20 protein-coding genes, 1 tRNA gene and 1 riboswitch are annotated in these 20,714 nt (G+C 60.5%); of the genes, 5 read left to right on the forward strand and 16 right to left on the reverse strand.

The genetic code is table 11. The annotated features are described in order from the left end of the window. Nucleotides 1-25: 25 nt before the first annotated feature. The 6 genes from cobF to cbiE are packed head-to-tail and all read right to left on the reverse strand — an operon-like array spanning nt 26 to nt 5,151. Nucleotides 26-769, reverse strand: a complete 744-nt coding sequence (gene cobF / locus ACR0DS_RS03740; RefSeq protein ID WP_480558279.1) for a precorrin-6A synthase (deacetylating) — start codon at nt 767-769, stop codon at nt 26-28. Further along, complete coding sequence (gene cobA / locus ACR0DS_RS03745) at nt 762-1,490, reverse strand: uroporphyrinogen-III C-methyltransferase (RefSeq protein ID WP_480484233.1); 729 nt, start codon at nt 1,488-1,490, stop codon at nt 762-764. The genes cobF and cobA overlap by 8 nt, the downstream gene beginning before the upstream one ends. After that, nucleotides 1,487-2,809 (reverse strand): cobyrinic acid a,c-diamide synthase CobB, encoded by a 1,323-nt coding sequence (locus ACR0DS_RS03750; RefSeq protein ID WP_480558277.1) that lies wholly within the window; start codon nt 2,807-2,809, stop codon nt 1,487-1,489. Before ACR0DS_RS03750 ends, cobA begins: the two co-directional genes overlap by 4 nt. Then, nucleotides 2,796-3,590: a precorrin-4 C(11)-methyltransferase gene (cobM, locus tag ACR0DS_RS03755; protein WP_480558275.1), complete on the reverse strand. Its 795-nt coding sequence runs from the start codon at nt 3,588-3,590 to the stop codon at nt 2,796-2,798. The genes ACR0DS_RS03750 and cobM overlap by 14 nt, the downstream gene beginning before the upstream one ends. After that, nucleotides 3,587-3,955: a cobalamin biosynthesis protein gene (locus ACR0DS_RS03760; protein WP_480504562.1), complete on the reverse strand. Its 369-nt coding sequence runs from the start codon at nt 3,953-3,955 to the stop codon at nt 3,587-3,589. Before ACR0DS_RS03760 ends, cobM begins: the two co-directional genes overlap by 4 nt. Further along, entirely contained in the window at nt 3,952-5,151 is a 1,200-nt protein-coding gene (cbiE, locus tag ACR0DS_RS03765) for a precorrin-6y C5,15-methyltransferase (decarboxylating) subunit CbiE (protein WP_480558273.1), read from the reverse strand. The genes ACR0DS_RS03760 and cbiE overlap by 4 nt, the downstream gene beginning before the upstream one ends. Here cbiE and ACR0DS_RS03770 point away from each other — a divergent pair. After that, nucleotides 5,150-5,881 (forward strand): cobalt-precorrin-6A reductase, encoded by a 732-nt coding sequence (locus ACR0DS_RS03770; protein WP_480485192.1) that lies wholly within the window; start codon nt 5,150-5,152, stop codon nt 5,879-5,881. The genes cbiE and ACR0DS_RS03770 overlap by 2 nt on opposite strands. Here the strand turns inward: ACR0DS_RS03770 and cobJ are convergent. From cobJ to ACR0DS_RS03805, 7 genes are read right to left on the reverse strand one after another with little or no spacing between them, the layout of a single operon-like run. Then, the gene (gene cobJ, locus ACR0DS_RS03775) at nt 5,872-6,636 is read right to left on the reverse strand and encodes a precorrin-3B C(17)-methyltransferase (protein WP_480558271.1); all 765 of its coding nucleotides are present in this window, start codon (nt 6,634-6,636) and stop codon (nt 5,872-5,874) included. The genes ACR0DS_RS03770 and cobJ overlap by 10 nt on opposite strands. After that, complete coding sequence (locus ACR0DS_RS03780; protein ID WP_480485193.1) at nt 6,633-7,361, reverse strand: precorrin-2 C(20)-methyltransferase; 729 nt, start codon at nt 7,359-7,361, stop codon at nt 6,633-6,635. The genes cobJ and ACR0DS_RS03780 overlap by 4 nt, the downstream gene beginning before the upstream one ends. Then, a complete protein-coding gene (locus ACR0DS_RS03785; protein ID WP_480504570.1) occupies nt 7,358-7,987 on the reverse strand; it encodes a precorrin-8X methylmutase in 630 nt (209 codons plus the stop codon). Before ACR0DS_RS03785 ends, ACR0DS_RS03780 begins: the two co-directional genes overlap by 4 nt. Beyond that, nucleotides 7,987-9,108, reverse strand: coding sequence for a cobalamin biosynthesis protein CobG (locus ACR0DS_RS03790; RefSeq protein WP_480538176.1), 1,122 nt, complete (start codon nt 9,106-9,108; stop codon nt 7,987-7,989). Before ACR0DS_RS03790 ends, ACR0DS_RS03785 begins: the two co-directional genes overlap by 1 nt. Continuing rightward, nucleotides 9,105-12,398, reverse strand: a complete 3,294-nt coding sequence (cobN, locus tag ACR0DS_RS03795) for a cobaltochelatase subunit CobN (protein WP_480558269.1) — start codon at nt 12,396-12,398, stop codon at nt 9,105-9,107. Before cobN ends, ACR0DS_RS03790 begins: the two co-directional genes overlap by 4 nt. A gap of 3 nt (nt 12,399-12,401) precedes the next feature. Further along, nucleotides 12,402-13,457: a cobalamin biosynthesis protein CobW gene (cobW, locus tag ACR0DS_RS03800; protein WP_480484222.1), complete on the reverse strand. Its 1,056-nt coding sequence runs from the start codon at nt 13,455-13,457 to the stop codon at nt 12,402-12,404. Nucleotides 13,458-13,461: 4 nt separating this feature from the next. After that, nucleotides 13,462-13,836, reverse strand: coding sequence for a DUF1636 family protein (locus ACR0DS_RS03805; protein WP_480558267.1), 375 nt, complete (start codon nt 13,834-13,836; stop codon nt 13,462-13,464). A 94-nt stretch (nt 13,837-13,930) separates the two neighbouring features. Continuing rightward, nucleotides 13,931-14,135, reverse strand: a riboswitch (cobalamin riboswitch). 102 nt (nt 14,136-14,237) lie between these two features. Here ACR0DS_RS03805 and ACR0DS_RS03810 point away from each other — a divergent pair. After that, nucleotides 14,238-15,233, forward strand: coding sequence for an NAD(P)-dependent oxidoreductase (locus ACR0DS_RS03810; protein ID WP_267363687.1), 996 nt, complete (start codon nt 14,238-14,240; stop codon nt 15,231-15,233). Between the two features lie 178 nt (nt 15,234-15,411). Here ACR0DS_RS03810 and ACR0DS_RS03815 read toward each other — a convergent pair. Then, nucleotides 15,412-15,485 (reverse strand) — tRNA-Cys (locus ACR0DS_RS03815). 224 nt (nt 15,486-15,709) lie between these two features. Between ACR0DS_RS03815 and ACR0DS_RS03820 the strand changes: the two genes are divergently transcribed. From ACR0DS_RS03820 to ACR0DS_RS03830, 3 genes are all read left to right on the forward strand, one after another. Further along, nucleotides 15,710-16,363, forward strand: a complete 654-nt coding sequence (locus ACR0DS_RS03820; RefSeq protein WP_480558265.1) for a protein-L-isoaspartate O-methyltransferase family protein — start codon at nt 15,710-15,712, stop codon at nt 16,361-16,363. 94 nt (nt 16,364-16,457) lie between these two features. Further along, on the forward strand, nt 16,458-17,876 hold the full coding sequence (locus tag ACR0DS_RS03825; protein ID WP_209503355.1) for a TolC family outer membrane protein: 1,419 nt from the start codon (nt 16,458-16,460) through the stop codon (nt 17,874-17,876). Between the two features lie 73 nt (nt 17,877-17,949). Next, the gene (locus tag ACR0DS_RS03830; protein ID WP_209596939.1) at nt 17,950-18,738 is read left to right on the forward strand and encodes a hypothetical protein; all 789 of its coding nucleotides are present in this window, start codon (nt 17,950-17,952) and stop codon (nt 18,736-18,738) included. Between the two features lie 3 nt (nt 18,739-18,741). Here ACR0DS_RS03830 and ACR0DS_RS03835 read toward each other — a convergent pair whose 3' ends face one another. Together ACR0DS_RS03835 and ACR0DS_RS03840 are read right to left on the reverse strand one after the other, a co-directional pair. After that, nucleotides 18,742-20,199 (reverse strand): cobyric acid synthase, encoded by a 1,458-nt coding sequence (locus ACR0DS_RS03835; protein WP_480484219.1) that lies wholly within the window; start codon nt 20,197-20,199, stop codon nt 18,742-18,744. A 156-nt stretch (nt 20,200-20,355) separates the two neighbouring features. After that, the gene (locus tag ACR0DS_RS03840) at nt 20,356-20,676 is read right to left on the reverse strand and encodes a DUF6280 family protein (protein WP_037310273.1); all 321 of its coding nucleotides are present in this window, start codon (nt 20,674-20,676) and stop codon (nt 20,356-20,358) included. Nucleotides 20,677-20,714: the final 38 nt, after the last annotated feature.

The raw sequence follows: 20,714 nt of genomic DNA on the forward strand, positions 1-20,714 counted from the left end.
AAACCCGTGTTCATGTGCCCGTGCGTTACTTCCGCCGCATCTTCAACAGGTAGATATCCATGATCCAGCCATGTTCGGCGCGGGCATTCGCCCGGGTCTCAAGGATATTCTGCGCAACCTCATCCAGCGGGCCACTGATCAGAACCTCTTCTTTCATACCCACATAGGCGCCCCACCAGATGTCATAATCTGCCAAATCAAGGGTTTGGAACGAGCATTCGCCGTCCAGCATCACAGCGACGTTCGAGGCCGCATCAGGCCAGCCTTCATCCCGGATACGACGACCGGTTGTGACAACGTAGGGCGCGCCCAGATCATTGATCGGGATCGCATGGGCGGCGGTCAGCGCCTGCAAGGCGGTGATGCCGGGGATAACCTTGGTATTGGGTTGCGGGTTCAACCGGGCAGCGATGCGCAGTGAGCTGTCATAGAGGGACGGATCCCCCCAAATCAGCAGCGCGACATGCTGCGCCTCTGGATGCGCGGCAATGGCCGCTTGCCAGCGCAGGGCGATGGTGTCGTGCCATTCATCGACACCGCGCAGGTAGCCATCGTCGGCCTGGCGCTGGGGAATATCGATATAGGCAATCTGCGGCGGCGTTTCGGCGACACGCTCGATGATCGCTTCACGCAGCCCGGCCAGATCAGCCTTGTTTTCCCCCTTGCGTGGAATCAGGATCAAATCCGCCGCCCGGATCGCCTGCGCGCCCTGAAACGTTACATGATCCGGATTGCCGGTACCGATACCGATCAAGCTCAGATCAATCATCGTCGAACTCCGCCAGCGGACCATAAAGGATCAGCGCCGGTGCTTTGCCAATCTCGGTTCTCAGCTGCTCTGCCAGCGCGCCAATCGTGGCGCGTTGCAGCTTTTGGTCGGGGGTCGAGACGGATTCGGCCATAAGCGCCGGAGTATCCAACGGCAATCCTTGCGTGTGCAGGGCTTCGACCAGCAGGGGAAAGGTGCGCTTGCCCATGAAAACGACGGTCGTGGCCTGTGGATCGGCCAGCGCCTTGAGGTTCAGGTCGTCGGGCAACTCACCACTGACGTCATGGCCGGTCACGAACTGGACCCGCCGGGCCGTGAGCCTGCGCGTCAATGGAATGCCTGCGGCCGCTGCCGCTGCCACTGCTGAGGGGACGCCGGGAATAATCTCATAGGCGATTCCGGCTGTGCGCAGGGCGACAAGCTCTTCCTCAAGCCGTCCGAACATACCGCCGTCGCCTGATTTCAGGCGCACCACATGCTGACCGGACTGCGCGTAATCCACCAACAACCGGCTGACATGGTCCTGCTTGGGGGACGGACGACCGGCCCGCTTTCCGACGCCAACCAGATCCGCATCGTCGCGCGCATGGCTCAGGATCGGGCCGCTGCTGAGATCGTCGAACAGGATCGCATCGGCCTTTTGCATCCGGTCCACCGCCTTGAGTGTCAGCAGTTCCGGATCACCGGGGCCAGAGCCGATGAAAGAAACAAAGCCGCTCATGCCGACGCCTCCGCAATCAGGTGAAAGAACGTGCCAGTGACATTGCCACGCAGTGATCCGGTTTGCGGACCTTCTTCCCCTTCGGCGTCAAACACGCGTGCCAATGGGGCGTCCGGTTGATCCACGATCGAGGAATAGTGGAACTCGTGCCCGCGCAAGGCTGCGCCTTTGGCAAAGCCGGGCATGGGGGCCAACAACTCAGCTTTTCTGTAGCCAAGATTGAACTTGCGCTTCTGGTAGGATGTGACGAGCCCCAGCAAGCCGGCCATTTCATGTTGCACGCCGTCCTTGTCGATCAGCGCCTGACCAAGTGCCATGTAGCCGCCGCATTCTCCGTGCACCGGCTTTGTTTCCGCATGTTTTCGCAAACCACTCAGGAAGGTGGTGGCCGCTGCCAATGTTCCGGCGTGCAATTCGGGGTACCCGCCGGGCAGCCAGACCAGATCGGCATCCGCCGCCGGAGGTTCGTTCGCCAAGGGGGAAAAAGGCAAGATCTCGGCACCCGCATCGTGCCACCCCTGCAAAAGGTGGGGGTAGGTAAAGGAAAAGGCGGCATCGCGGGCCAGCGCGATCCGCTGGGCGGGGGGGCGCGGCAGCGCGGCTGACGATGGCCCGCCGGGGCCTGAGGAAGCCGCCCGCTTGATTGCGTCAAGGTCCACATGTTCTCGCAAGAACGCGGCATAACCTACAATGGCGCTTTCCAGATCGGGATGTTCGACCGCCTGAATAAGTCCCAGATGCCGCTCGGGCAGGGTCAAATCACCACGCCGGGGCAGGACGCCCAGAACAGGCAGGCCCGCGCGCTCCATTCCCAGACAGGTCAGGCGTTCGTGGCGGGGGCTGGCGCATCGGTTCAGGATAACTCCGGCAAAGGGCAGGTCAGGATTGTACAACCTGAACCCCAGCGCTGTTGCCGCCGCTGATTGTGCTTGCCCGCCCACATCCAAGACAAGCACAACGGGCCAGCCCATGCGCAGGGCGGTCTCGGCGCTTGAACCGTGCCCAACTTCGCCGGGCTTTGCGACACCGTCGAACAAACCCATCGAGCCCTCGGCCACCACAATGTCAGCGCCTTCAGCCTGAGCGGAAATAGCGCTGAATAGGGGATACGTCATTGCCCAGCTGTCCAGATTGAACGAAGCCCGCCCGGCAGCCGCCCGGTGAAAGGCGGGATCGATATAATCCGGCCCGCTTTTGAAGGGTTGCACGGTCAGGCCATCTTCGGCCAGCGCGCGCAAAAGGCCCAGCATGACCGTCGTCTTGCCGGTACCCGAAGAGGGTGCTGAAATCAAAATACCCGGAGGGTTAGTCATCACCATGGCTCCAGCTTGACCAGGGGCTATCGGCACTTTGCGGGCGATAGCGGCGGTCGTAATCTCTGGAATAAAGACAGCTTTCGTCAAAACCTTCACCGGCCAGCGCGGGGCCGACCATGATCAAAGCCGTGCGCGAGATGCTTTCGTCCAGCGACCCTTTCAGGGTTTCCAGCGTTGCGCGGATGATCTTTTCATCCGGCCAGCTTGCGCGATACACAACGGCCACCGGACAATCGGCGCCATAAGCCGGGGTCAGGTCTGCGATAACCTTGTCCAGATTGCCGATTGACAGATGAATAGCCAAAGTCGCGCCGGTACGGGCAAAATTCACCAGCGTTTCACCTTCGGGCATGGATGACGCGCGCCCCGGCGTCCGGGTCAGAACCACCGATTGCGCCAGTCCCGGCAGGGTCAGTTCGGTGCCCAGGGCCGCTGCGGCGGCGGCAAAGGATGGTACGCCAGGGGTCACACTGACCGGAATGCCCATTTCTTTAAGGCGGCGGATCTGTTCGCCCATCGCCGACCAGACTGACAAATCGCCCGAATGCAGCCGCGCCACATCCTGACCCGCTTTATGCGCGACTTCGATCTCGGCCATGATCTGGTCCAGATCCATGGGCGCAGTGTTGATGATTTTTGCGTCTTTGGGGCAGTGGCTCAGAATTTCCTCGGGCACCAGTGATCCGGCATATAGGCACACAGGACACGAGGCGATGATGTCGCGCCCACGCAATGTCAACAGGTCTGCAGCGCCCGGTCCGGCGCCGATGAAATGAACGGTCATGTTTGTCCTCCGATGGCGATGGCGCAGGTGGCCAGCCGGTCGTCCGAAATGTGTCTGGGTGAAAGCAGCCGCGCGCCGGACCCGGCGGCGGCAAGGGCCGATGCTTCGGCTACGCTGCCGGTGCCATAAGCGGCACGGCTGCGGTTCGAGCATGTCAGGGTGCGTTGTCCGGCCAAATCGGCAGCCGCCACGAAATGCAGCGGAAGAGCAAGGCTTTCCGCAAAGGCCGCCAGCGCAGAGTGCCCGCTTTTGTCGGCAACCGTCGCCAGAGCTTGGACATCATGGCTGGCCGCTGCCGCGTCATAGGCGGCGCGCAAACTGTCTGCTGTCGCGTCTGATGAAAAGCCCAAGCCTGCAACGATCATAACGTCACGCTCCACTGGACGACCGGATAGGCAGATTTCCAGCCGCGCCGCGGTCCGAGCGGTGCAGAATGAGCCAGTTCGATCCGCAACAGGTCTCCGCCCAGGTCTTGGTGCCATCGCGCCAACAGGGCTTCGCTTTCCAGCGTTACCGCGTTGGCGACCATCCGGGTGCCAGCGGGCAGGGCGTCGCGAAGCCACGCCAGCAGGCTGGTGCTGAGCCCACCGCCGATAAAAACCACGTCCGGCAGGGGCATTCCGGCCAGCGCTTCGGGTGCGGTACCGTGGACAACCTGTAACCGATCCTGCCCCAGCGCGTCGGCATTGCGACGAATGCGTTCGGCCCTGTCGGCACGGGGTTCGATACTGGTGGCGGTCAGGGTCGGGTCGCACATCAGCCATTCGATGCTGATCGAGCCGGTGCCACCGCCAATGTCCCACAGATGCTCACCCCTCTGTGGCGCCAATGCGGACAGGGTCAGCGCCCGGATCGGGCGTTTGGTGATCTGGCCGTCGGTTTCAAAAAGATCATCCGGCTTGCCCGAGGCCTTGGACACTCCCCGCCCAGTGCCGGTCACTTCCAACCCGACGCAGACAGGATGATCGAAGGTTTCCAGCAGAGCTTCGGTCAGGCTCACTGTCTGGACGCGTTCACGCGGGCCGCCGAGGGCCTGCATCACGTGCAAAGCGCTGTCGGTAAATCCGGTTTCGCTTAGATAGGTCGCCAGTTCAGCAACTGCCTTGCCGTCACGCAAAAGTCCAATGGCGTGCAGGCCCGCGGCCAGATGCGGCCGCAACCGGGTCAAAGGTGCGGCGTGCAGGCCAAAGGTCAGCGTGCTTTCCAAAGGCCAGCCCAGGCGCGCAGCGGCCAGCGAAAACGTGGACTGGCCGGGCAGGGCGGTCCACTCGTTGGCATCGAAGTTACGCGCGATGACGGACCCCGCGCCAAACCAGAACGGATCTCCTGACGCCAGAACCACCGTCTGCCGTCCGCGCAGGCCTTTCAGGATCGGCAATCCGTCCGAGAACGGCACCGGCCATTCGACGCGCTCAGCCTCGTTTTCCGGCAGCAGCGACAGGTGACGAGGCGGCCCCATGATCACTTCGGCCCGGTCCAGCACTTGACGGCTTGCAGGCGACAGGCCATCAAACCCATCTTCGCCCAATCCCAGAACGGTCAGCCACGGAGTTTCAGACATGCCCAACCTCCTGATTCTTGGCGGCACGACCGAGGCCAACGCTTTGGCCAAAGCTGTTGCGGAACAAGGGATTGCGGCTGTGTATTCTTATGCGGGACGGGTGGAAACCCCGCGTCCGCAGCCGTTGCCGGTGCGAGTTGGCGGGTTTGGCGGCCCGGAAGGTCTGGCCCAATACATCCGTGAAAACGCGATCACCCATGTCGTGGATGCGACCCATCCATTTGCGGCGCAGATGAGCCGGAACGCGATTGAGGCGTGTCACACAACGCAGGTTCCACTGGCCGCCTTGACCCGCGCGGCGTGGAAGCCGCAACCCGGCGATGTCTGGCACCGCGTGCCCGATATCACTGCCGCCGTCGATGCGCTTGCAGGTGATCCGCAGCGTGTGTTCCTGGCTGTCGGGCGTATGCATCTTGAAGACTTTGCAGCCCAGCCCCAGCATCACTACCTGCTGCGTCTGGTGGACGAGCCTGACAGCGTGCCTTTTCCTTTGGCGCAGGTTGTCGTGTCCCGGGGTCCTTTTGCAGAAGCCGATGACCGCGCATTGATGCAGCAACACAGGACGCAACTTGTGGTGTCCAAGAACGCGGGCGGCTTGGGCGCGCGTGCCAAGCTGGACGCAGCGCGGGCGCTGGGCCTGCCAGTGCTTATGATCGAGCGCCCTGTTCTGCCAAAGCGGACCGAGCTTTCGACTGTCGCACAGGTGCTGGACTGGGTGTCTCATCCCTGATCCTCGACCGGGGTGAAGCGTGGCGTATAGACGATCGGCGTGCCTTTGCGTTCGATGACCCGGGTGCGCGACGAACCGACAATAACCACGGTTTGCATATCCGCCATCTCGGGCGTGGCCTCGGCCAGAGTAGAAACCCGGATCACCTCATCCGCTCGTGACACGGCGCGCGCAAACAGGATCACCCGCTCGGGCTCGCATTCTTCGCGTAGGATTTCCAGTGTCTTTACAAAGCCTTCCGGGCGAGACTTCGAGCGGGGATTATAGAAGGCCATCGAAAAATCGGCTTGCGCAGCCAAGCGCAAGCGTTTTTCGATCAGCGTCCAAGGCTTTAGGTTGTCGCTAAGGTTGATGGCGCAGAAATCATGCCCCATCGGAGCGCCCGCGCGGGCAGATGCGGCCAGCATCGCGGTGATCCCCGGCAGCACATCTATCTGAATGTCACGCCATTCTGTTGGGCCATTCTCCAACGCTTCGAACACAGCGGCAGCCATTGCAAACACACCGGGATCGCCCGAGGACACAACAACCACCCGCCTGCCTTCGACGGCCATTTGCAGCGCGTGTTGCGAGCGGTCGATTTCAACCCGGTTATCACTGGCGTGCAGGGTCAGGCCGGGTCGGTCGGCCACGCGGGCTACATAAGGGATGTAGCCCACCACATCGGTGGCGTCGGCCAAAGCCGCTGCAACCTCGGGGGTGACCAGCGCCTCGTCCCCCGGACCAAGGCCTGCGATCTTGACCCATCCGCTCATGGTCGGCGCCCCTGACCATGAACAACGATGATCGAGAAATACGGGGTAATCTTCTCGCAGGCCTCAGACAATTTTGTCACCGTCTGATTCGGCATTTGCGCGTATTCGACAATCCATGCGCGGTCATACAGACCAGAGGTTTTCAGCGCGCGTTTCACCTTGTCGATGTTCCGCCCGATTTTCATCACGACCAAAGCATCTGTCTGCGCCATGCGTTCAGCCAGAACTTTCTCGGGCAGGGTGCCGACCAGCACGGTCAGCACATCGTCCCCCCAGGTGATCGGATCGCCCGTGGCCGTCCACGCACCGGACATACCCGTGATGGCTGGCACAACCTCAACCGGAGCTTCGTCACGCAACCGATTGTAAAGATGCATGAACGAGCCGTAGAAAAACGGATCACCCTCGCAAAGGACCACCACATCCTCACCCTGTGCCGACAGCGTCTTCAGGTGTGCTGTGCACTCTTCATAAAACGCGGCCAGCAATTCATTATAACGCGGATCGGTGACCGGAATCTCGGTGGTCACAGGGTATTCCATCGGGAATTCAATCGCGCCTTCGGGGATCATCCCGTTGACGATTTTGCGGGCCTGACCGCTTCGACCCGGTTTGCGAAAGAATGCCACGTGCTTGGCGTTGCGCAGAAGGCGATCGGCCCGGACACTCATCAGATCCGGGTCACCGGGGCCAAGGCCCACACCGTATATGGTACCCATTTTCATTCCGCCCGGCTTGCGATGGCGTTGATTGCTGCAACGGTGATGGCGCTGCCACCCAGACGGCCTTTGACAATGCAGGACGGAACGGGTTGCGCCTGCCACAACGCGTCTTTGGACTCCATCGCTCCGACAAATCCGACCGGGCAGCCGATGATCGCAGCAGGGCGCGGGCAATCGGGGTCTTCCAGCATGTTCAGCAAGTGAAACAGCGCGGTGGGCGCGTTTCCGATGGCGACCAGAGCACCTTCCAGATGCGGTCGCCAGAGTTCCAGCGCAGCGGCCGAACGGGTGTTGCTCATCTCGGCGGCCAGAGGGCGCACACGTTCGTCATGTAGGGTGCAGATCACCTGATTGTCTGCAGGCAGACGGAAGCGGGTCACACCCTCGCTGACCATGCGCGCGTCACACAGGATCGCCGCGCCGTTTTCCAGCGCCGTGCGTGCGGTCTGCACAAATCCGGGTGAGAAATGTACAAACTCCTCCAGCCCGACCATGCCGGCGGCGTGGATCATCCGAACGGCGACCTGCTCTTCATCGGCATCAAAGCGGGTCAGATCAGCCTCGGACCGGATGGTGGCAAAGCTTTCCTTGTAGATCGCCGCGCCATCAGTTTCGTAAGTGTAGGGCATCAGGTGAAGTCCATGGTCATGAGTGTTTCGGGGGCGAGCCCGCGTTGGCAGGGCTCATCCCCTGCGCGGCCCTTTTTGACAAGATCAAATCGCCCGTTGTTTCCGACCACTGTGATGTCGGCCGGGCCCATATGGGCGCATCCTTTGGCGCAGCCCGAGACATGCAGGCGACCGGGAATACGCTGGGCCAATGCACGGGCGATGTCGCGGGTTTCCACTTGCGCTTGCGGGCAGAACGGCGCGCCGGGGCAGGCGTCGGTTGTCATCATCGGATCGGCTCCGTCCGTGACAAAATTCGGGGCGGGTATCGCCGCCCCGCTTTCCAGCAGGATCAGTCGCCACGGGGTGACACGCAGGGCTGAAGCGCCGCTGGCTTCAATCAGTTCACAAAGCTTGCGCGCAGGCAGCGAGCCGAACGCCGCGCCATAGAGAGCGCCCAGTTCACAGGGGCCGGGTTGCAGTTTTTCACCGACAGGACCGGGGGCAAATCCCTGCCATTCCTGTGGCAACGCGTGAGTGACCCGCGCCATGCGACGTGTCTCGGCCGTATAAGTCTGGGCAAACCATTGGGCCAGTGCGATCACGTGGTCAATGGCGTCATCCTCGGTCACACATCGCCCGGTTTTGCAGCCGTCGGCGCGCAGGATCAGACCGTCGGCACCCAGTTCCAGACGAATATCTGCGGAATCTGAGGCTAACAGGCGCTTCGGGCCTGTATCTATGGCAAAACCAAACTTAGCGGGCAGAGCAGGCAATTCGGCCAGTCGATCAATCAACTCCTGTGTCAGCCGCGCGGTCAAATCGCCCGCCTGATAGAGCGGTGTAACCAGAATATTGCGGCGTACTTCGATGCCGGGTTCCGCATCAAACAAGTTCAGCGCTGCAAGTTCCACAAGCAACGGCTGGTGGTCGCGCTCATCCACGCCGCGCAGTTGCAGGTTGGCACGATTGGTCAGGTCGATGGTGCCATTGCCGAACCGTTCAGCCAGTTCGCACAAACCAATAGCCTGCCTGGCATTCAGTCGCGCCAGACGCGGACGGACCCGCACGACCAGCCCGTCGCCTGACATCATCGGACGATGCGCGCCGGGACACCAGCCTTGAACGATAGGTGCACTCATCCCAAACCCTCCAAATCGGCCCGGATCGAATTCCGGCGTGTGTTCCAAAGCCCCGCTTCCAGCAATGCACGGAACCTGTCTTGCATGGCCTGATGGGCCTTCGGGTTGGCCTCTTGCAGAAAGGCATCAACGGTCTCATTGCCCAATGTGGCTTCGTGGTAGAGATCAAACAGATGCGGAGCGACAGTGCCCGACAGATGTGCGAATGAGGCCATGTGATCCAGCGTCGCCGCGATCTCGGCGGCGCCGCGAAACCCATGGCGCTGCATCCCGGCAATCCAGCCGGGGTTGGCAGCGCGGGCATGAACGACGCGGCTGATTTCTTCCGGCAGAGTCCGGGCGCGCGGATTATCGGGGTTGGTGTTGTCCAGATGGTAAAGCTGAGCGGTGCCACCAGTGATGTTTTTGGCGGCGGCAAAACCGGCCTCATGCGTGGCATAATCGTTGGCCAGCAGCAGGTCAGTTTCTGTCAGATCCTGGAGGTGAACAAAACTGTCGGCCTTGGCGACACGATCCGTGATCCCCGCTTTGTCCTGCGCGATGTGTTCACCTTCCAGCGCGTACGAACTGGCCTCAAGCCATGCCTCCCCGGCTTGGGCGCGCGCCTCGTCCGTATAGGTCTCGGACAGATGGGTCATGTTCAGGCCGTAACTGCCGGGTGCCGGGCCAAACACCCGCGCAGCCGGGGCGTGACCGGCATAGGGGTTCCAGTCGGTCGCTTCGTCACGCTCTGACAATGCCCGAACCGCCTGACCATAGAGGGCTGACAACGTGGGGAACACATCGCGAAACAAGCCCGAAACCCGCAAGGTGACGTCCAGGCGCGGGCGGCTCAGGTCGGTGATGGGCAGCACTTCAATACCCGAAACCCGCTCGGATCCCTTATCCCAAACCGGCTTTACACCCAGCAGGTGCAGGGCCATGGCGAATTCTTCGCCCGCAGTGCGCATGGTGGCCGATCCCCACAGATCGACAATCAGCCCTTTCGGGTAATCGCCTTCCTCCTGCAAGTGCCGCCGTACCAGTTCCTCGGCCAGTTTCACGCCTTGCGTGTAGGCTGCGCGGGTGGGCACAGACCGCGGGTCGGTGGTGAACAGGTTTCGCCCGGTCGGCAGCACGTCAGAGCGGCCCCGATAGGGCGAGCCGGACGGGCCAGCCTCGATCCGCTTGCCAGCCAACGCATTGATCAGTGCCTTGCGTTCGGCATGGGCGGATGGGGCTGGGTCGAAACTGCCGATCACATCCGGAACACGCCCATAGACGTGCAGCCCGTCGCCAAACTGGCTTTCTTTGATATCGCAGACAAAGCGGTCGATGCGCGTGATTGCTTCCGCGGTGCTGGTGGCCTGGTTCAGGCCCAGATCGTGCTCCAGCCCAATGGCTTGCGCCTCATCCCGGATATCTTCCTGCAACCGGTCACGGCGTCTGGGGTCAAGGCCGTCCGCGTTTGAGAACTCGTCCAGCAGGGCTTCCAGTCGCACCATCCGGTCAGGCGTTCCGCTTTCTTTCATGGGGGGCGGGATGTGGCCCAGGGTCACCGCGCCGATCCGGCGCTTGGCCTGCGCGGCCTCACCTGGGTCGTTGACGATGAACGGGTAGATCACCGGCAGGTCACGGATCAGCGCCTCGGGCCAGCAGTCTGCTGATAGGGCGACCGATTTGCCGGGCAGCCATTCCAGTGTGCCATGCGCACCGATATGGATCAGCGCGTCCGCGCCAAGACCTTTGCGCAGCCACAAATAGAAGGCGACATAGCTATGGCGCGGGGTACGCGAAAGGTCGTGATAGTCGTCATCACGCAGTTCGGGTGTTCCGCGCTCTGGTTGCAGTGCGACCAGCGCCTTGCCGCGTCGCAAAGCCGTGAAGTGAAACGCACCCTGAGTGAAAGTTGGGTCTTGCTCAGGATTGCCCCATACGGTGTGCAGATCGGTGCGCAGGGTTTGGGGCAATTCAGCGAGTGCGCTCAGATAATCCTCAAGCGGCCACGATATCCGGGCGTCCAAGAGTGCGTCGGCAACCGGATCGCCAGCCGCGATGTCGTAGCCTTCACCGCAAAGATCAGACAGCATCGCCTCAGCCGAGGCCAGCGCGTCGAGACCAACCGCATGGGCCATTTGCCAGTCTTTGCCGGGATATGTGGACAGTACCAACGCGGGGATCTGGTCTGCCTTGGGTTTGTCATTCAGGGCAAGCCAGCCCGATACCCGATCGATGATCGCCTCGATCCGGTCCGACTCGGCCCGATGCGCAAAACGCGAGTATTCCAAATGCGGATCGCGCTTGCCCGGTTCTTTGAAAGAGACAACGCCTGCCGATATTCGCCCGTCCACTTCGGGCAATACCACATGCATGGCGAGGTCGGCGGGTGACAGGCCGCGTTCGGCCTCCGCCCAGGCCTTGCGTCGCGAGGTGGCGAGAGCGACCTGAAACACCGGCACATCCGCTGCGTCCAGAGGCGACGTGCCGGACGCGCCCTTGCCCGAGAATGAAGTGGCGTTGATGATCGCCGACGGTCGCAAGGCGACGACCTGTTCCCTGAGCCAGTCGGCAGCGGCTGGGGTCTTGAGCGACGGGGCAAACAGACCCACCGCCTGAAGCCCGCGGGCGCGCAGGCTGCGGATCAGGGCCGCGACCGGGGCGGTGTCTGCGGATGTCAGATACGCGCGATAAAAGGTGACAAGGATGCGTTTCGTATCGCTCTGGAATGCGGAACCCACCGGGACGACACCCTGATCTGGACACCACGCACCGCATTCGGGCAGGGTTTTCGCGCCCATCACTGGCCCGGCATAAAGCCCTGCTGCCAAGGCCATCTGGGCCAATGCGGCCTGCGCGGCGACTTCGCCGCCGGTGTCACACAGATGTGCCAGCCGCCTCAGGGTCGAGAGGGGCAGGGTCGAATACTCATCCAACCGAGTGTCTTCACGCCCATCCGCCGGTAAAACGGCTAACGCGATGCCTTTGGCTTGCGCCAGTGCCAGAACCTGTTGCAGCCCGTAAGACCAATAGGGCACGCCACCTATCAGACGGATCAGGATGCCCTTTGCGCCCTCAAGTGTCTGTTCGACATAGGTATCGACGGACAGAGGGTGCTTCAGCGCCGCAAGATTGGCTAGCCGCATCGTGGGCATCCGCCCCTCAGGCCCGCCGCCGCGATGCCAGCCCGCCGCGAAAGCGCCCAGGTCACTGTCGGAAAAGGACAGCACAACCAGATCACCCGGGCTTTGGCCCAGATCGGTTGGGGTCTCGGTTTCCTCGAGCCCGTGGCTTTCGCGAAAGACGACGTGCATGACTTACTCGGCAACCTCGGTCACACCCACGAGGATATCACGGATTTCGGCTTCTTTGATGTCGTCATGCTCGGCAATCACGACCAGGCGCGAGCGGCGCTCTTCACCGGGCTCCCACGGGCGGTCGTATTGGTGACGAACCCGCGCGCCGACAGCCTGAACCAGCAGGCGCATCGGTTTGCCAGCGACGGCGGCATAGCCTTTGACGCGCAGGATATTCAGCTCAGTCGCAAGACGTTCGATTCTGGCTACCAGTTCCGCAGGGTCGGTCTGTTCCGGCAACTCGACGATGATGCTCTCGAAATCGTCATGCTCATGATCGTGATGGCCATCGTGATGTGACGGGCGCGCGTCCATGTCATCTTCGACGGCAGCCTCAAGGCCAAGCACGACACGTACGTCGACGACACCCTCGGCGACCTCGACAACGGGAAGCGGCCGCGGTGCCTCGGCGGCGATGATCTGTTTGGCTTTCGCGACACCTTCGGGACCTGCTAGATCGGGCTTGGTCAGCAGGATGATATCCGCGCACGAGATTTGATCTTCGAACACCTCGGACAAGGGTGTTTCGTGATCGATCGAGTCATCAGCCAGCCGTTGGGCATCCACCGCTTCAACGTTCGGAGCAAAGCGACCGGCGGCCACGGCCTCGGCATCGGCCAGCGCAATCACGCCATCAACGGTGATTTTCGAACGGATATCAGGCCAATCAAATGCTTTCAGCAGCGGTTTGGGCAGTGCAAGGCCGGATGTTTCGATCAAAATGTGATCCGGGCGCGGTTCCAGCGCCATCAGCGCCTCGATGGTCGGGATGAAGTCATCGGCCACGGTGCAGCAGATGCAGCCGTTTGCCAGTTCCATGATGTTTTCCGCAGGGCAATCCGGTATCGCGCAGGATTTCAGAATGTCGCCATCAACACCCACATCGCCAAACTCGTTAACAACAATCGCAAGACGCTTTCCCTGCGGGTTCTGCATCAGATGGCGCACCAGCGTGGTTTTGCCCGAGCCCAGAAAGCCGGTGATCACGGTGACGGGAAGTTTTTCTAGGTTCGACATGATCTCAGCCTCCAATCGGGGGAATGCGCGAGGCGCAGTTTTTGCGGAAATGTTCAGGACGGTCGCGCCACTTCACCAGACCATCGTCTGTGGCCAGATACTTGGTCACACCATCGATGATGGCATCGACGTGATCGATTTCGTTCAGGTTCTCGTAAACAAAGGTCCAGCGATCCGGCCCGCCCCGAAGAACGATGGAACAGCCCTGATCGCAGTTCGAAAGGCATTCGACCGGTTTCAGAGTAATACCGTCTGGCAGGGCAGCCTGTTCCAAGGCCTTGTGTAACAATGTGCCGGGACGCTCAGCGTCATCCTCGACGGGCAGACCCCGGCGGCAAGTCGTGCAGACCAGTAGTTCTACCGGTGCGGTCTCGGTCATGTCTCTCATCCCCCCAAATCCTCTTCGCGGGGGACGGGGTTTCATGCGGGCACCACGTCTGCACATGGACCCGACACCGGAACACCCCGCCCGGTTTCAACTTCGGGTGTTGGCAGGTCTCCCGGCTTGCGGATGCCAGAGCGGTCGCTCTGTCGGATGTCCCGCCTTCCCGGCACAGGCCAGTGGCATTGGGCATCCTCTCCGGTCACGGTCGCGGGGGCGGCTGCGTTTGGCGGATGAACCGTTGACGCATTCCCTTTTCATCGGCTGTTGCCGACACCAACGTCCGGGACATGCGGCACCGCCGACCCGCTTGTCAAGCGGTTCGCGCGCAACAAATAAGCCAAGGTGAAAAAAGCGACCTGTAGGCGTCGTTCGGCGGCATGAAGTGCGTGTTCGGTATGTGGTCGCATGACGGGAAAACGACGAACTTGGAGATGCGTCATATGAAAGTGGGATTTATCGGTCTGGGTAACGTTGGCGGCAAGCTTTCGGGATCCCTTTTGCGCAATGGCATTGACCTGACTGTTCATGACCTGAACGCAGAACTGGTGGCCGAATTTGTCGCCAAAGGCGCAAAGGCGGCAGAAGGGCCCGCCCAGCTGATGCGCGATTGCGATGCGGTGATCACCTGTCTGCCGTCTCCGGCAGCATCGGACGCAGTCATGAAGGAGATGTTGCCCGAAGTGGGCCCCGGCAAGATCTGGATGGAGATGTCGACCACAGACGAAGCCGAAGTCAAACGCCTGGGTGCCGAAGTCATATCGCGCGGCGGTGCAGCAGTGGATTGCCCGGTTTCTGGCGGGTGCCACCGTGCCGCGACGGGCAATATCTCGATCTTTGCGGGCTGTGACCGGGAAACGTTTGAACGAATTCTGCCGTTCCTGACGACAATGGGCCGCCGGGTTTTGCACACCGGCGAGCTGGGCTCGGCCTCGGTGCTGAAAGTGATGACCAACTATCTTGCCACCGCCAACCTGATCACCTGCGCCGAAGCACTGGTTACGGCAAAGGCTGCGGGGATGGATCTGAACACGACCTATGAGGCGATCAAAATCTCGTCCGGCACGTCCTTCGTGCACGAAACCGAAAGCCAGGTCATCCTGAACGGGTCGCGCGATATTTCCTTCACCATGGATCTGGTGAAGAAGGATATCGGTTTGTTTCAGGAGGTCGCCGACCGCGCCGGGGTGCCACTGGAAATCAACCCGGTGATGATCAACATCTTTAACGATGGTATCGCACGATATGGCGAACGCGAGCTTTCACCAAATATTATCAAACGGCTGGAAGAGGCAACCGGCCTGGATATCACCGCCCCGGGCTTTCCAGCCGAAATGACGGACGATGAGCCGGAAGAGCCGGGATACGAGGTTGTGCCACAAGGGCGCGCCTGAGGGTAAGGCAAACACCAGACTACATCGCGCCCCGTGAACGAGCAGGGGTAGGCAGGTGTTCCGAAAAAACACGCCATATCTGGCCCGCAGTTCGACAGAATCGCGGGCCATGAACGTCTGAAAATACCAAGCGTCACACGCGCGTACTGCGGGGCCAAGTCAGCGATTTGGATGTAGCTGGAGGCGAGTACCGGAATCGAACCGGTGTACACGGATTTGCAATCCGCTGCGTCACCACTCCGCCAACTCGCCTTTTCAAGTAAAATCAAATACTTGCCGTGGTGTGACTGGGTTTTTAACAGCTTTCCTCTGGGGCGTCCAGTGGATTGCGCGCGAAATTGCCGGCAAGATCGAAATTTGCCGACGTCCACGCCCAAGGAGGTGATCAAGATTCAGGTTGCGGCAACAGGGGCGTTGCTGGAAGGTTCAGGATATGGCACAAGCCCGACATCTTTGGGAATGAGACGAGATATCCAATGACTGACTTCGCAGCCCGGCGCCGCACAATGGTTGATACACAGATCCGCCCCTCTGACGTCACCAAGTTCCCGATCATTGAGGCGATGCTGAGTGTTCCGCGGGAAAGCTTCGTGCCCGATTCTCAGCGCGAGGCGGCCTATGTGGACGGCCTGATTGATCTGGGTGACGGGCGCAGCATGCTGGAGCCGCGAACCCTGGCTAAAATGCTGGACGTGCTGAACATATCCAAGGATGAGATGGTCCTCGATATCGCTCCGGCAATGGGATATTCCACGGCTGTCACCGCGCGGATGGCTGAGTTGGTTGTGGGTGTTGAAAGCGACGAAACCCTTGCAGCCGAGGCGCAAAGCCTCTTGGCCGAAGCTGACGTGCACAACGCTATTATCCACGTCGGCGCGCTGGAGCAGGGTGTGTCAGAACACGGCCCCTATGATGCGATCATGGTGCAGGGCGGTGTCGAGCAGGTGCCCAATGCCCTGTTGGATCAACTCAAGGATCACGGTCGGATCGTGTGTCTGTTTGTCAACGGCAACCTGGGTACAGTTCGGATTGGTCGAAAAACCGGGGGCCGCGTCAGTTGGCGTGATGTGTTCAATGCCAATGCGCCGGTTCTGGAAGGTTTTTCGGCAGAGTGTGCATTTTCGCTATAGTCCGCCGATAGATTTTTCTATCACCTTGATTAGTTGAAAAGAAGGCCGCAAACTGCCTGTAGGGCAGTGTAATTTCGTTTGAGAGGATTTTGGTATGCGTGGTTCGGCGACAGGTAAGCTGGTCAGGGCGTTTGCTGTGACCGCAGGACTTGCCATGAGCGTGATGCCAGGGCGTGCAGCGTGGGCAGACAACATAACGGATGCGTTCATCGGCGCGTATAACACCAGTGGTTTGCTTGAGCAGAACCGGGCGTTGCTGCGAGCGGCGGATGAAGATGTGGCCATTGCGCTTTCCGCGTTGCGGCCAATCATCAACTGGACCGTGCAGGTCAGCCAGGATTACACCCGTTCGCGGGTCAATAACGTCGTGACGACAAACGAGCCGTCGCGGTTCTTTTCGGGCCTGACGCTGAGCCAGCTTTTGTATGATGGCGGCGCGTCGGTGCTGGGCAAGCAGTCGGCGCAGGAAACGGTGCTATCGACCCGGCAAACCCTGATCGATATCGAACAACAGGTTCTTATCCGCGCAGCAAATGCCTATCTGGGCGTCCTGTTGCAAGAAGAGACCGTGGCGATCCGCCAGAACAACGTGGATGTGTCGGCAGAGGAACTTAGGGCGTCGAATGACCGCTTCGAAGTGGGCGAAGTAACCCGGACGGACGTCGCATTGTCCGAAGCGCAGCTGGCAAGCTCTCAGGCGGATCTGGCTGTGGCACGCGGTGAATTGAGCATTGCGCAGGCCGAATACGTGAACGCGGTCGGAAAGGCACCGGGGCGAACAGCTGGTCAGCCGAGCCTGCCCAATCTGCCGCGTTCCGAAGCTGAAGCTGTGAACCTGGCGCAACGCAACCACCCGGCCATTCTGTCGGCTCAGCATCAGGTCAGGGCGTTTGATCTGGTCGTGCAGCAACAGCGGGCAAACCTTGGGCCGAATGTCAGCCTGAATGCCGATGCTGGCGTGTCCGAGCGCTATGACAACAATGACTATGTGAACGACGCGACCGTGTCGCTGAACTTCACACAACCTATCTACGCGGGTGGCCGGTTGGCGGCAAATGTCCGCCGCGCAATGGCCAGCCGGGATGCCTCGCGTGCGAATCTGCTGAACGTTCAAAAGAACATCACGCAGGGTGTTACCGACCGGTATGCGGCGTTTCAGGCGGCCAGCGCCAGTCTGAGGGCGTCAACCGAGCGCGTTAACGCCTCGCAGGTGGCGTTTGATGGCATCCGGGAAGAGGCAACTCTGGGCGCGCGAACAACTCTGGATGTATTGAATGCACAACAGGATTTGCTGGATGCACAGCTGGCAGAAGTCGCTTCGCGCACCGAACGGTCGCGGGCTGCCTATCAGTTGTTGCAGGCGCAGGGCCTTCTGACAGCCGAGCGTCTTGGGCTGGCGGTGCAAATCTATGATCCGACTTTGTATTACAATCTGGTCAAGAATGCGCCGGCACAGGTCAGTAAGCAAAGCAAGGATCTGGATCGCGTTCTCAAAGCATTGCGCCGGGACTGATCGCCAATACTATCTGTTGTGAGGCGCGGATTGTTTGGCTACACTCGATCCAAGGATAGAGCGGTAGAGAACAATGTCTGATAATGTCGTGAAAGCAGGGATCGAAGACGTTCTGTCTTCGGTCAAACGTCTGGTCAGTGAAGACAGTCGTGATAAAACCGTCTCGGATCAAACGACTAAAGCACGAAAGCCGGGGCGGCTGGTGCTTACTGATGCTTTGCGGATCAGCACACCAGATCAATTGGGGGTGATTCCCGCTAAAGCTGTGTCGGAACCCGAAGTTTCAGATGCCGCCAAGCCCATGTTGTTGCGCACCTGTGACATCGTTCAGACGGGTCAACCTGCGAACGCTGACCAGGACAAGCCAGAAACAGCCGAGACGAAACACGCCCCGTCGGATGATGCAACAAACAGCCTGAGTGCAAAGATCGAAGCGCTGGAAGCGGCAATTGCGCAAACAGAAGATCAGTGGGAACCGGACGGTGACAGCCAGGATGCGTATTCGGGCACACCGTCACACGCGCTGCCATGGGATGTCGAAGAAGAATTTGCCGCTGCGATGTCGATTGATGCTGCCGGTGGTGACGAACCAGAGGCGGTTCAGCAGGCCGAAGACGCATCTTGTCAGGCGGAATTCATCCGGTCGTCTCAGGCTGTTGTGTCTGATGCTGATGCCGAAGAACCTGGTTCCGACGAAAATGTCAGGACGATCGACATGGATGAAGACGCTCTGCGCACCCTGATCGCAGAGGTTGTCCGCGCCGAGCTGCAAGGAACGATGGGTGAGCGGATTACACGAAATGTGCGCAAGATGGTCAGGCGAGAGATCGCCCGCGCTCTTGCGGCTCAGGATCTGGAGTAACTCTCAGCCACGGTGCGGGGGCTGCGCGAGGCTGAGCAGCAGGTCAAGGTCCATGTGGCGCTCCAGATGATCGGCCAGATCGTCCAGCGCTTGCTCGACGCCGTCCTCATAGGACAGGTCCGAGGTCACGCCTATCGTTGACAAATACCGCGCCCGGAATGCGTCGGACGAAAAGATACCGTGCAGATAACTTCCCTTGATCCGCCCGTTTGCGCTGGCCGCGCCTTCAGGGCGGCCTTCGACCTCAAGCCATGCATTGGTGCAATCCGGCCCGTCTGTATGGCCCATGTGGATTTCGTATCCGGTGACTGGCTCTCGGTCCGGCAACGCATGGGCCGTACGCAGGACAACTTGCTTTTGTCCTCCCATGACTGTGTCCACATCCAGCAACCCCAACCCGTCGACCTTACCCGGTCGACCGTCTACGCCATCAGGGTCGGAAATGGTCTTGCCCAGCATCTGAAAGCCACCGCAAAGACCCAGCACATGCCCGCCGCGCCGGACATGACCAAACAGGTCGATGTCCCAGCCTTGTGCACGGAAATAGGCCAGATCTCCGATGGTTGACTTGCTGCCCGGTAGCAAAACCAGATCGGCATCGCCCGGCAAAGGGTGTCCGGCCGGAATGATCTCGACGCTCACTCCGGGTTCGGCAGACAAGGGATCAAGGTCGTCGAAATTCGCCATCCGTTCAAGTTGTGGCACAACAACCTTGCATGTGCCGCCTGTGTGAGAACGGATGTCCATCATATCTTCGGCCGGAAGCTTCCAGGCGTCTTGAAACCATGGCACAACCCCCAGACAGGGCCATCCCGTTCGAGAGGCGATATCATCGCGCCCTTCGTCAAAAAGGGATACATCCCCCTTGAACCGATTGACGGCAAAGCCCTGAATTCGAGCAAGATCGCCGTCATCCAGAACCGCCTGAGTGCCAACAATTTGTGCAATCACACCGCCGCGGTGAATGTCGCCGACAAGTATCACCGGAATATTCGCAGCGCAGGCAAAACCCATATTGGCGATGTCACCCTTGCGCAGGTTTGTTTCGGCCGGGCTGCCCGCCCCTTCGATCAGAACCAGATCCGCGTCGCTGCACAATCGGTCAAAGCTTTCCAATGCGGCGCTTAGCAGTCTGGATTTATCCTTGCGGTAATCACCGGCTTTCATGGTGCCCGCGCGCTGCCCCTGAACAATGATCTGCGCGCCGGTATCTGTTTCGGGTTTCAGCAATACAGGGTTCATATCGGTATGTGTCGCCCGCCTTGCCGCCCGTGCCTGAAGGGCCTGCGCGCGACCGATTTCCCCACCGTTTTCCGTAACAGCAGCATTGTTCGACATGTTCTGCGGCTTGAAGGGCGCAACCCGAAGACCTCGCCGTGTGAAAGCTCGCGCAAGCCCTGCCACCAGAACGGATTTTCCGACATTGCTGCCGGTACCTTGAATCATGATGGCGCGAACCATGGATTGTCTCCTACCTGTCAAGGCGCAGATGACCTGATTTGGGCGGGCAGGGGAAGCCCCGAACTCACCCTGACGCCCGGGATAGTGGTGGGATACGCATAGAAAAACGCGCTCTGATGGCAGAGCGCGTTTTTTCTGAGTTGAAACAGCCTTGGATCAGGCAGCTTCAGCCTGCTGAGCGGCATTGCGACGCTCGCTTTCTTCACGCGACAGCGCGACCGAGGTCCGCACGCCACGGCCAACGAACTCCATCAGTCCGCTGACAACCCGCTCGTTCGGGTCGATTCCCGCGCAAGACAGCACTTCGCGTCCATCGCGCGAGCGCGCCCAACGGGCGATTTGTTCCGGGCCATTGCCATACTTCTTGTCATCGGCAATGGCGTCATCGAGTGCGGCCAACACAACGGCCGCGAAAAGTTTGCGAGCACGATTGCCTTGTTCGTTGTTAAAGGCAGTGCCGTCAACGAAATCTCTCATCTCGTCTTCCTTGTTTTTCTTGCTCTTGCAATTTTCGG

The organism is Ruegeria sp. AF5 (assembly GCF_056541905.1).

What these genes read in the sequence shown, in the direction of transcription:
- cobM (WP_480558275.1), bottom strand. Translation starts at nt 3,590, where the DNA reads ATGACCGTTCATTTCATCGGCGCCGGACCGGGCGCTGCAGACCTGTTG.
- ACR0DS_RS03805 (WP_480558267.1), bottom strand. Translation starts at nt 13,836, where the DNA reads ATGACCGAGACCGCACCGGTAGAACTACTGGTCTGCACGACTTGCCGC.
- ACR0DS_RS03830 (WP_209596939.1), top strand. Translation starts at nt 17,950, where the DNA reads ATGTCTGATAATGTCGTGAAAGCAGGGATCGAAGACGTTCTGTCTTCG.
- ACR0DS_RS03780 (WP_480485193.1), bottom strand. Translation starts at nt 7,361, where the DNA reads ATGAAAATGGGTACCATATACGGTGTGGGCCTTGGCCCCGGTGACCCG.
- cbiE (WP_480558273.1), bottom strand. Translation starts at nt 5,151, where the DNA reads ATGTCTGAAACTCCGTGGCTGACCGTTCTGGGATTGGGCGAAGATGGG.
- cobW (WP_480484222.1), bottom strand. Translation starts at nt 13,457, where the DNA reads ATGTCGAACCTAGAAAAACTTCCCGTCACCGTGATCACCGGCTTTCTG.
- ACR0DS_RS03825 (WP_209503355.1), top strand. Translation starts at nt 16,458, where the DNA reads ATGCGTGGTTCGGCGACAGGTAAGCTGGTCAGGGCGTTTGCTGTGACC.
- ACR0DS_RS03790 (WP_480538176.1), bottom strand. Translation starts at nt 9,108, where the DNA reads ATGAGTGCACCTATCGTTCAAGGCTGGTGTCCCGGCGCGCATCGTCCG.
- cobJ (WP_480558271.1), bottom strand. Translation starts at nt 6,636, where the DNA reads ATGAGCGGATGGGTCAAGATCGCAGGCCTTGGTCCGGGGGACGAGGCG.
- cobA (WP_480484233.1), bottom strand. Translation starts at nt 1,490, where the DNA reads ATGAGCGGCTTTGTTTCTTTCATCGGCTCTGGCCCCGGTGATCCGGAA.
- ACR0DS_RS03835 (WP_480484219.1), bottom strand. Translation starts at nt 20,199, where the DNA reads ATGGTTCGCGCCATCATGATTCAAGGTACCGGCAGCAATGTCGGAAAA.
- ACR0DS_RS03750 (WP_480558277.1), bottom strand. Translation starts at nt 2,809, where the DNA reads ATGGTGATGACTAACCCTCCGGGTATTTTGATTTCAGCACCCTCTTCG.
- cobF (WP_480558279.1), bottom strand. Translation starts at nt 769, where the DNA reads ATGATTGATCTGAGCTTGATCGGTATCGGTACCGGCAATCCGGATCAT.
- ACR0DS_RS03785 (WP_480504570.1), bottom strand. Translation starts at nt 7,987, where the DNA reads ATGCCCTACACTTACGAAACTGATGGCGCGGCGATCTACAAGGAAAGC.
- cobN (WP_480558269.1), bottom strand. Translation starts at nt 12,398, where the DNA reads ATGCACGTCGTCTTTCGCGAAAGCCACGGGCTCGAGGAAACCGAGACC.
- ACR0DS_RS03820 (WP_480558265.1), top strand. Translation starts at nt 15,710, where the DNA reads ATGACTGACTTCGCAGCCCGGCGCCGCACAATGGTTGATACACAGATC.
- ACR0DS_RS03770 (WP_480485192.1), top strand. Translation starts at nt 5,150, where the DNA reads ATGCCCAACCTCCTGATTCTTGGCGGCACGACCGAGGCCAACGCTTTG.
- ACR0DS_RS03760 (WP_480504562.1), bottom strand. Translation starts at nt 3,955, where the DNA reads ATGATCGTTGCAGGCTTGGGCTTTTCATCAGACGCGACAGCAGACAGT.
- ACR0DS_RS03810 (WP_267363687.1), top strand. Translation starts at nt 14,238, where the DNA reads ATGTGGTCGCATGACGGGAAAACGACGAACTTGGAGATGCGTCATATG.
- ACR0DS_RS03840 (WP_037310273.1), bottom strand. Translation starts at nt 20,676, where the DNA reads ATGAGAGATTTCGTTGACGGCACTGCCTTTAACAACGAACAAGGCAAT.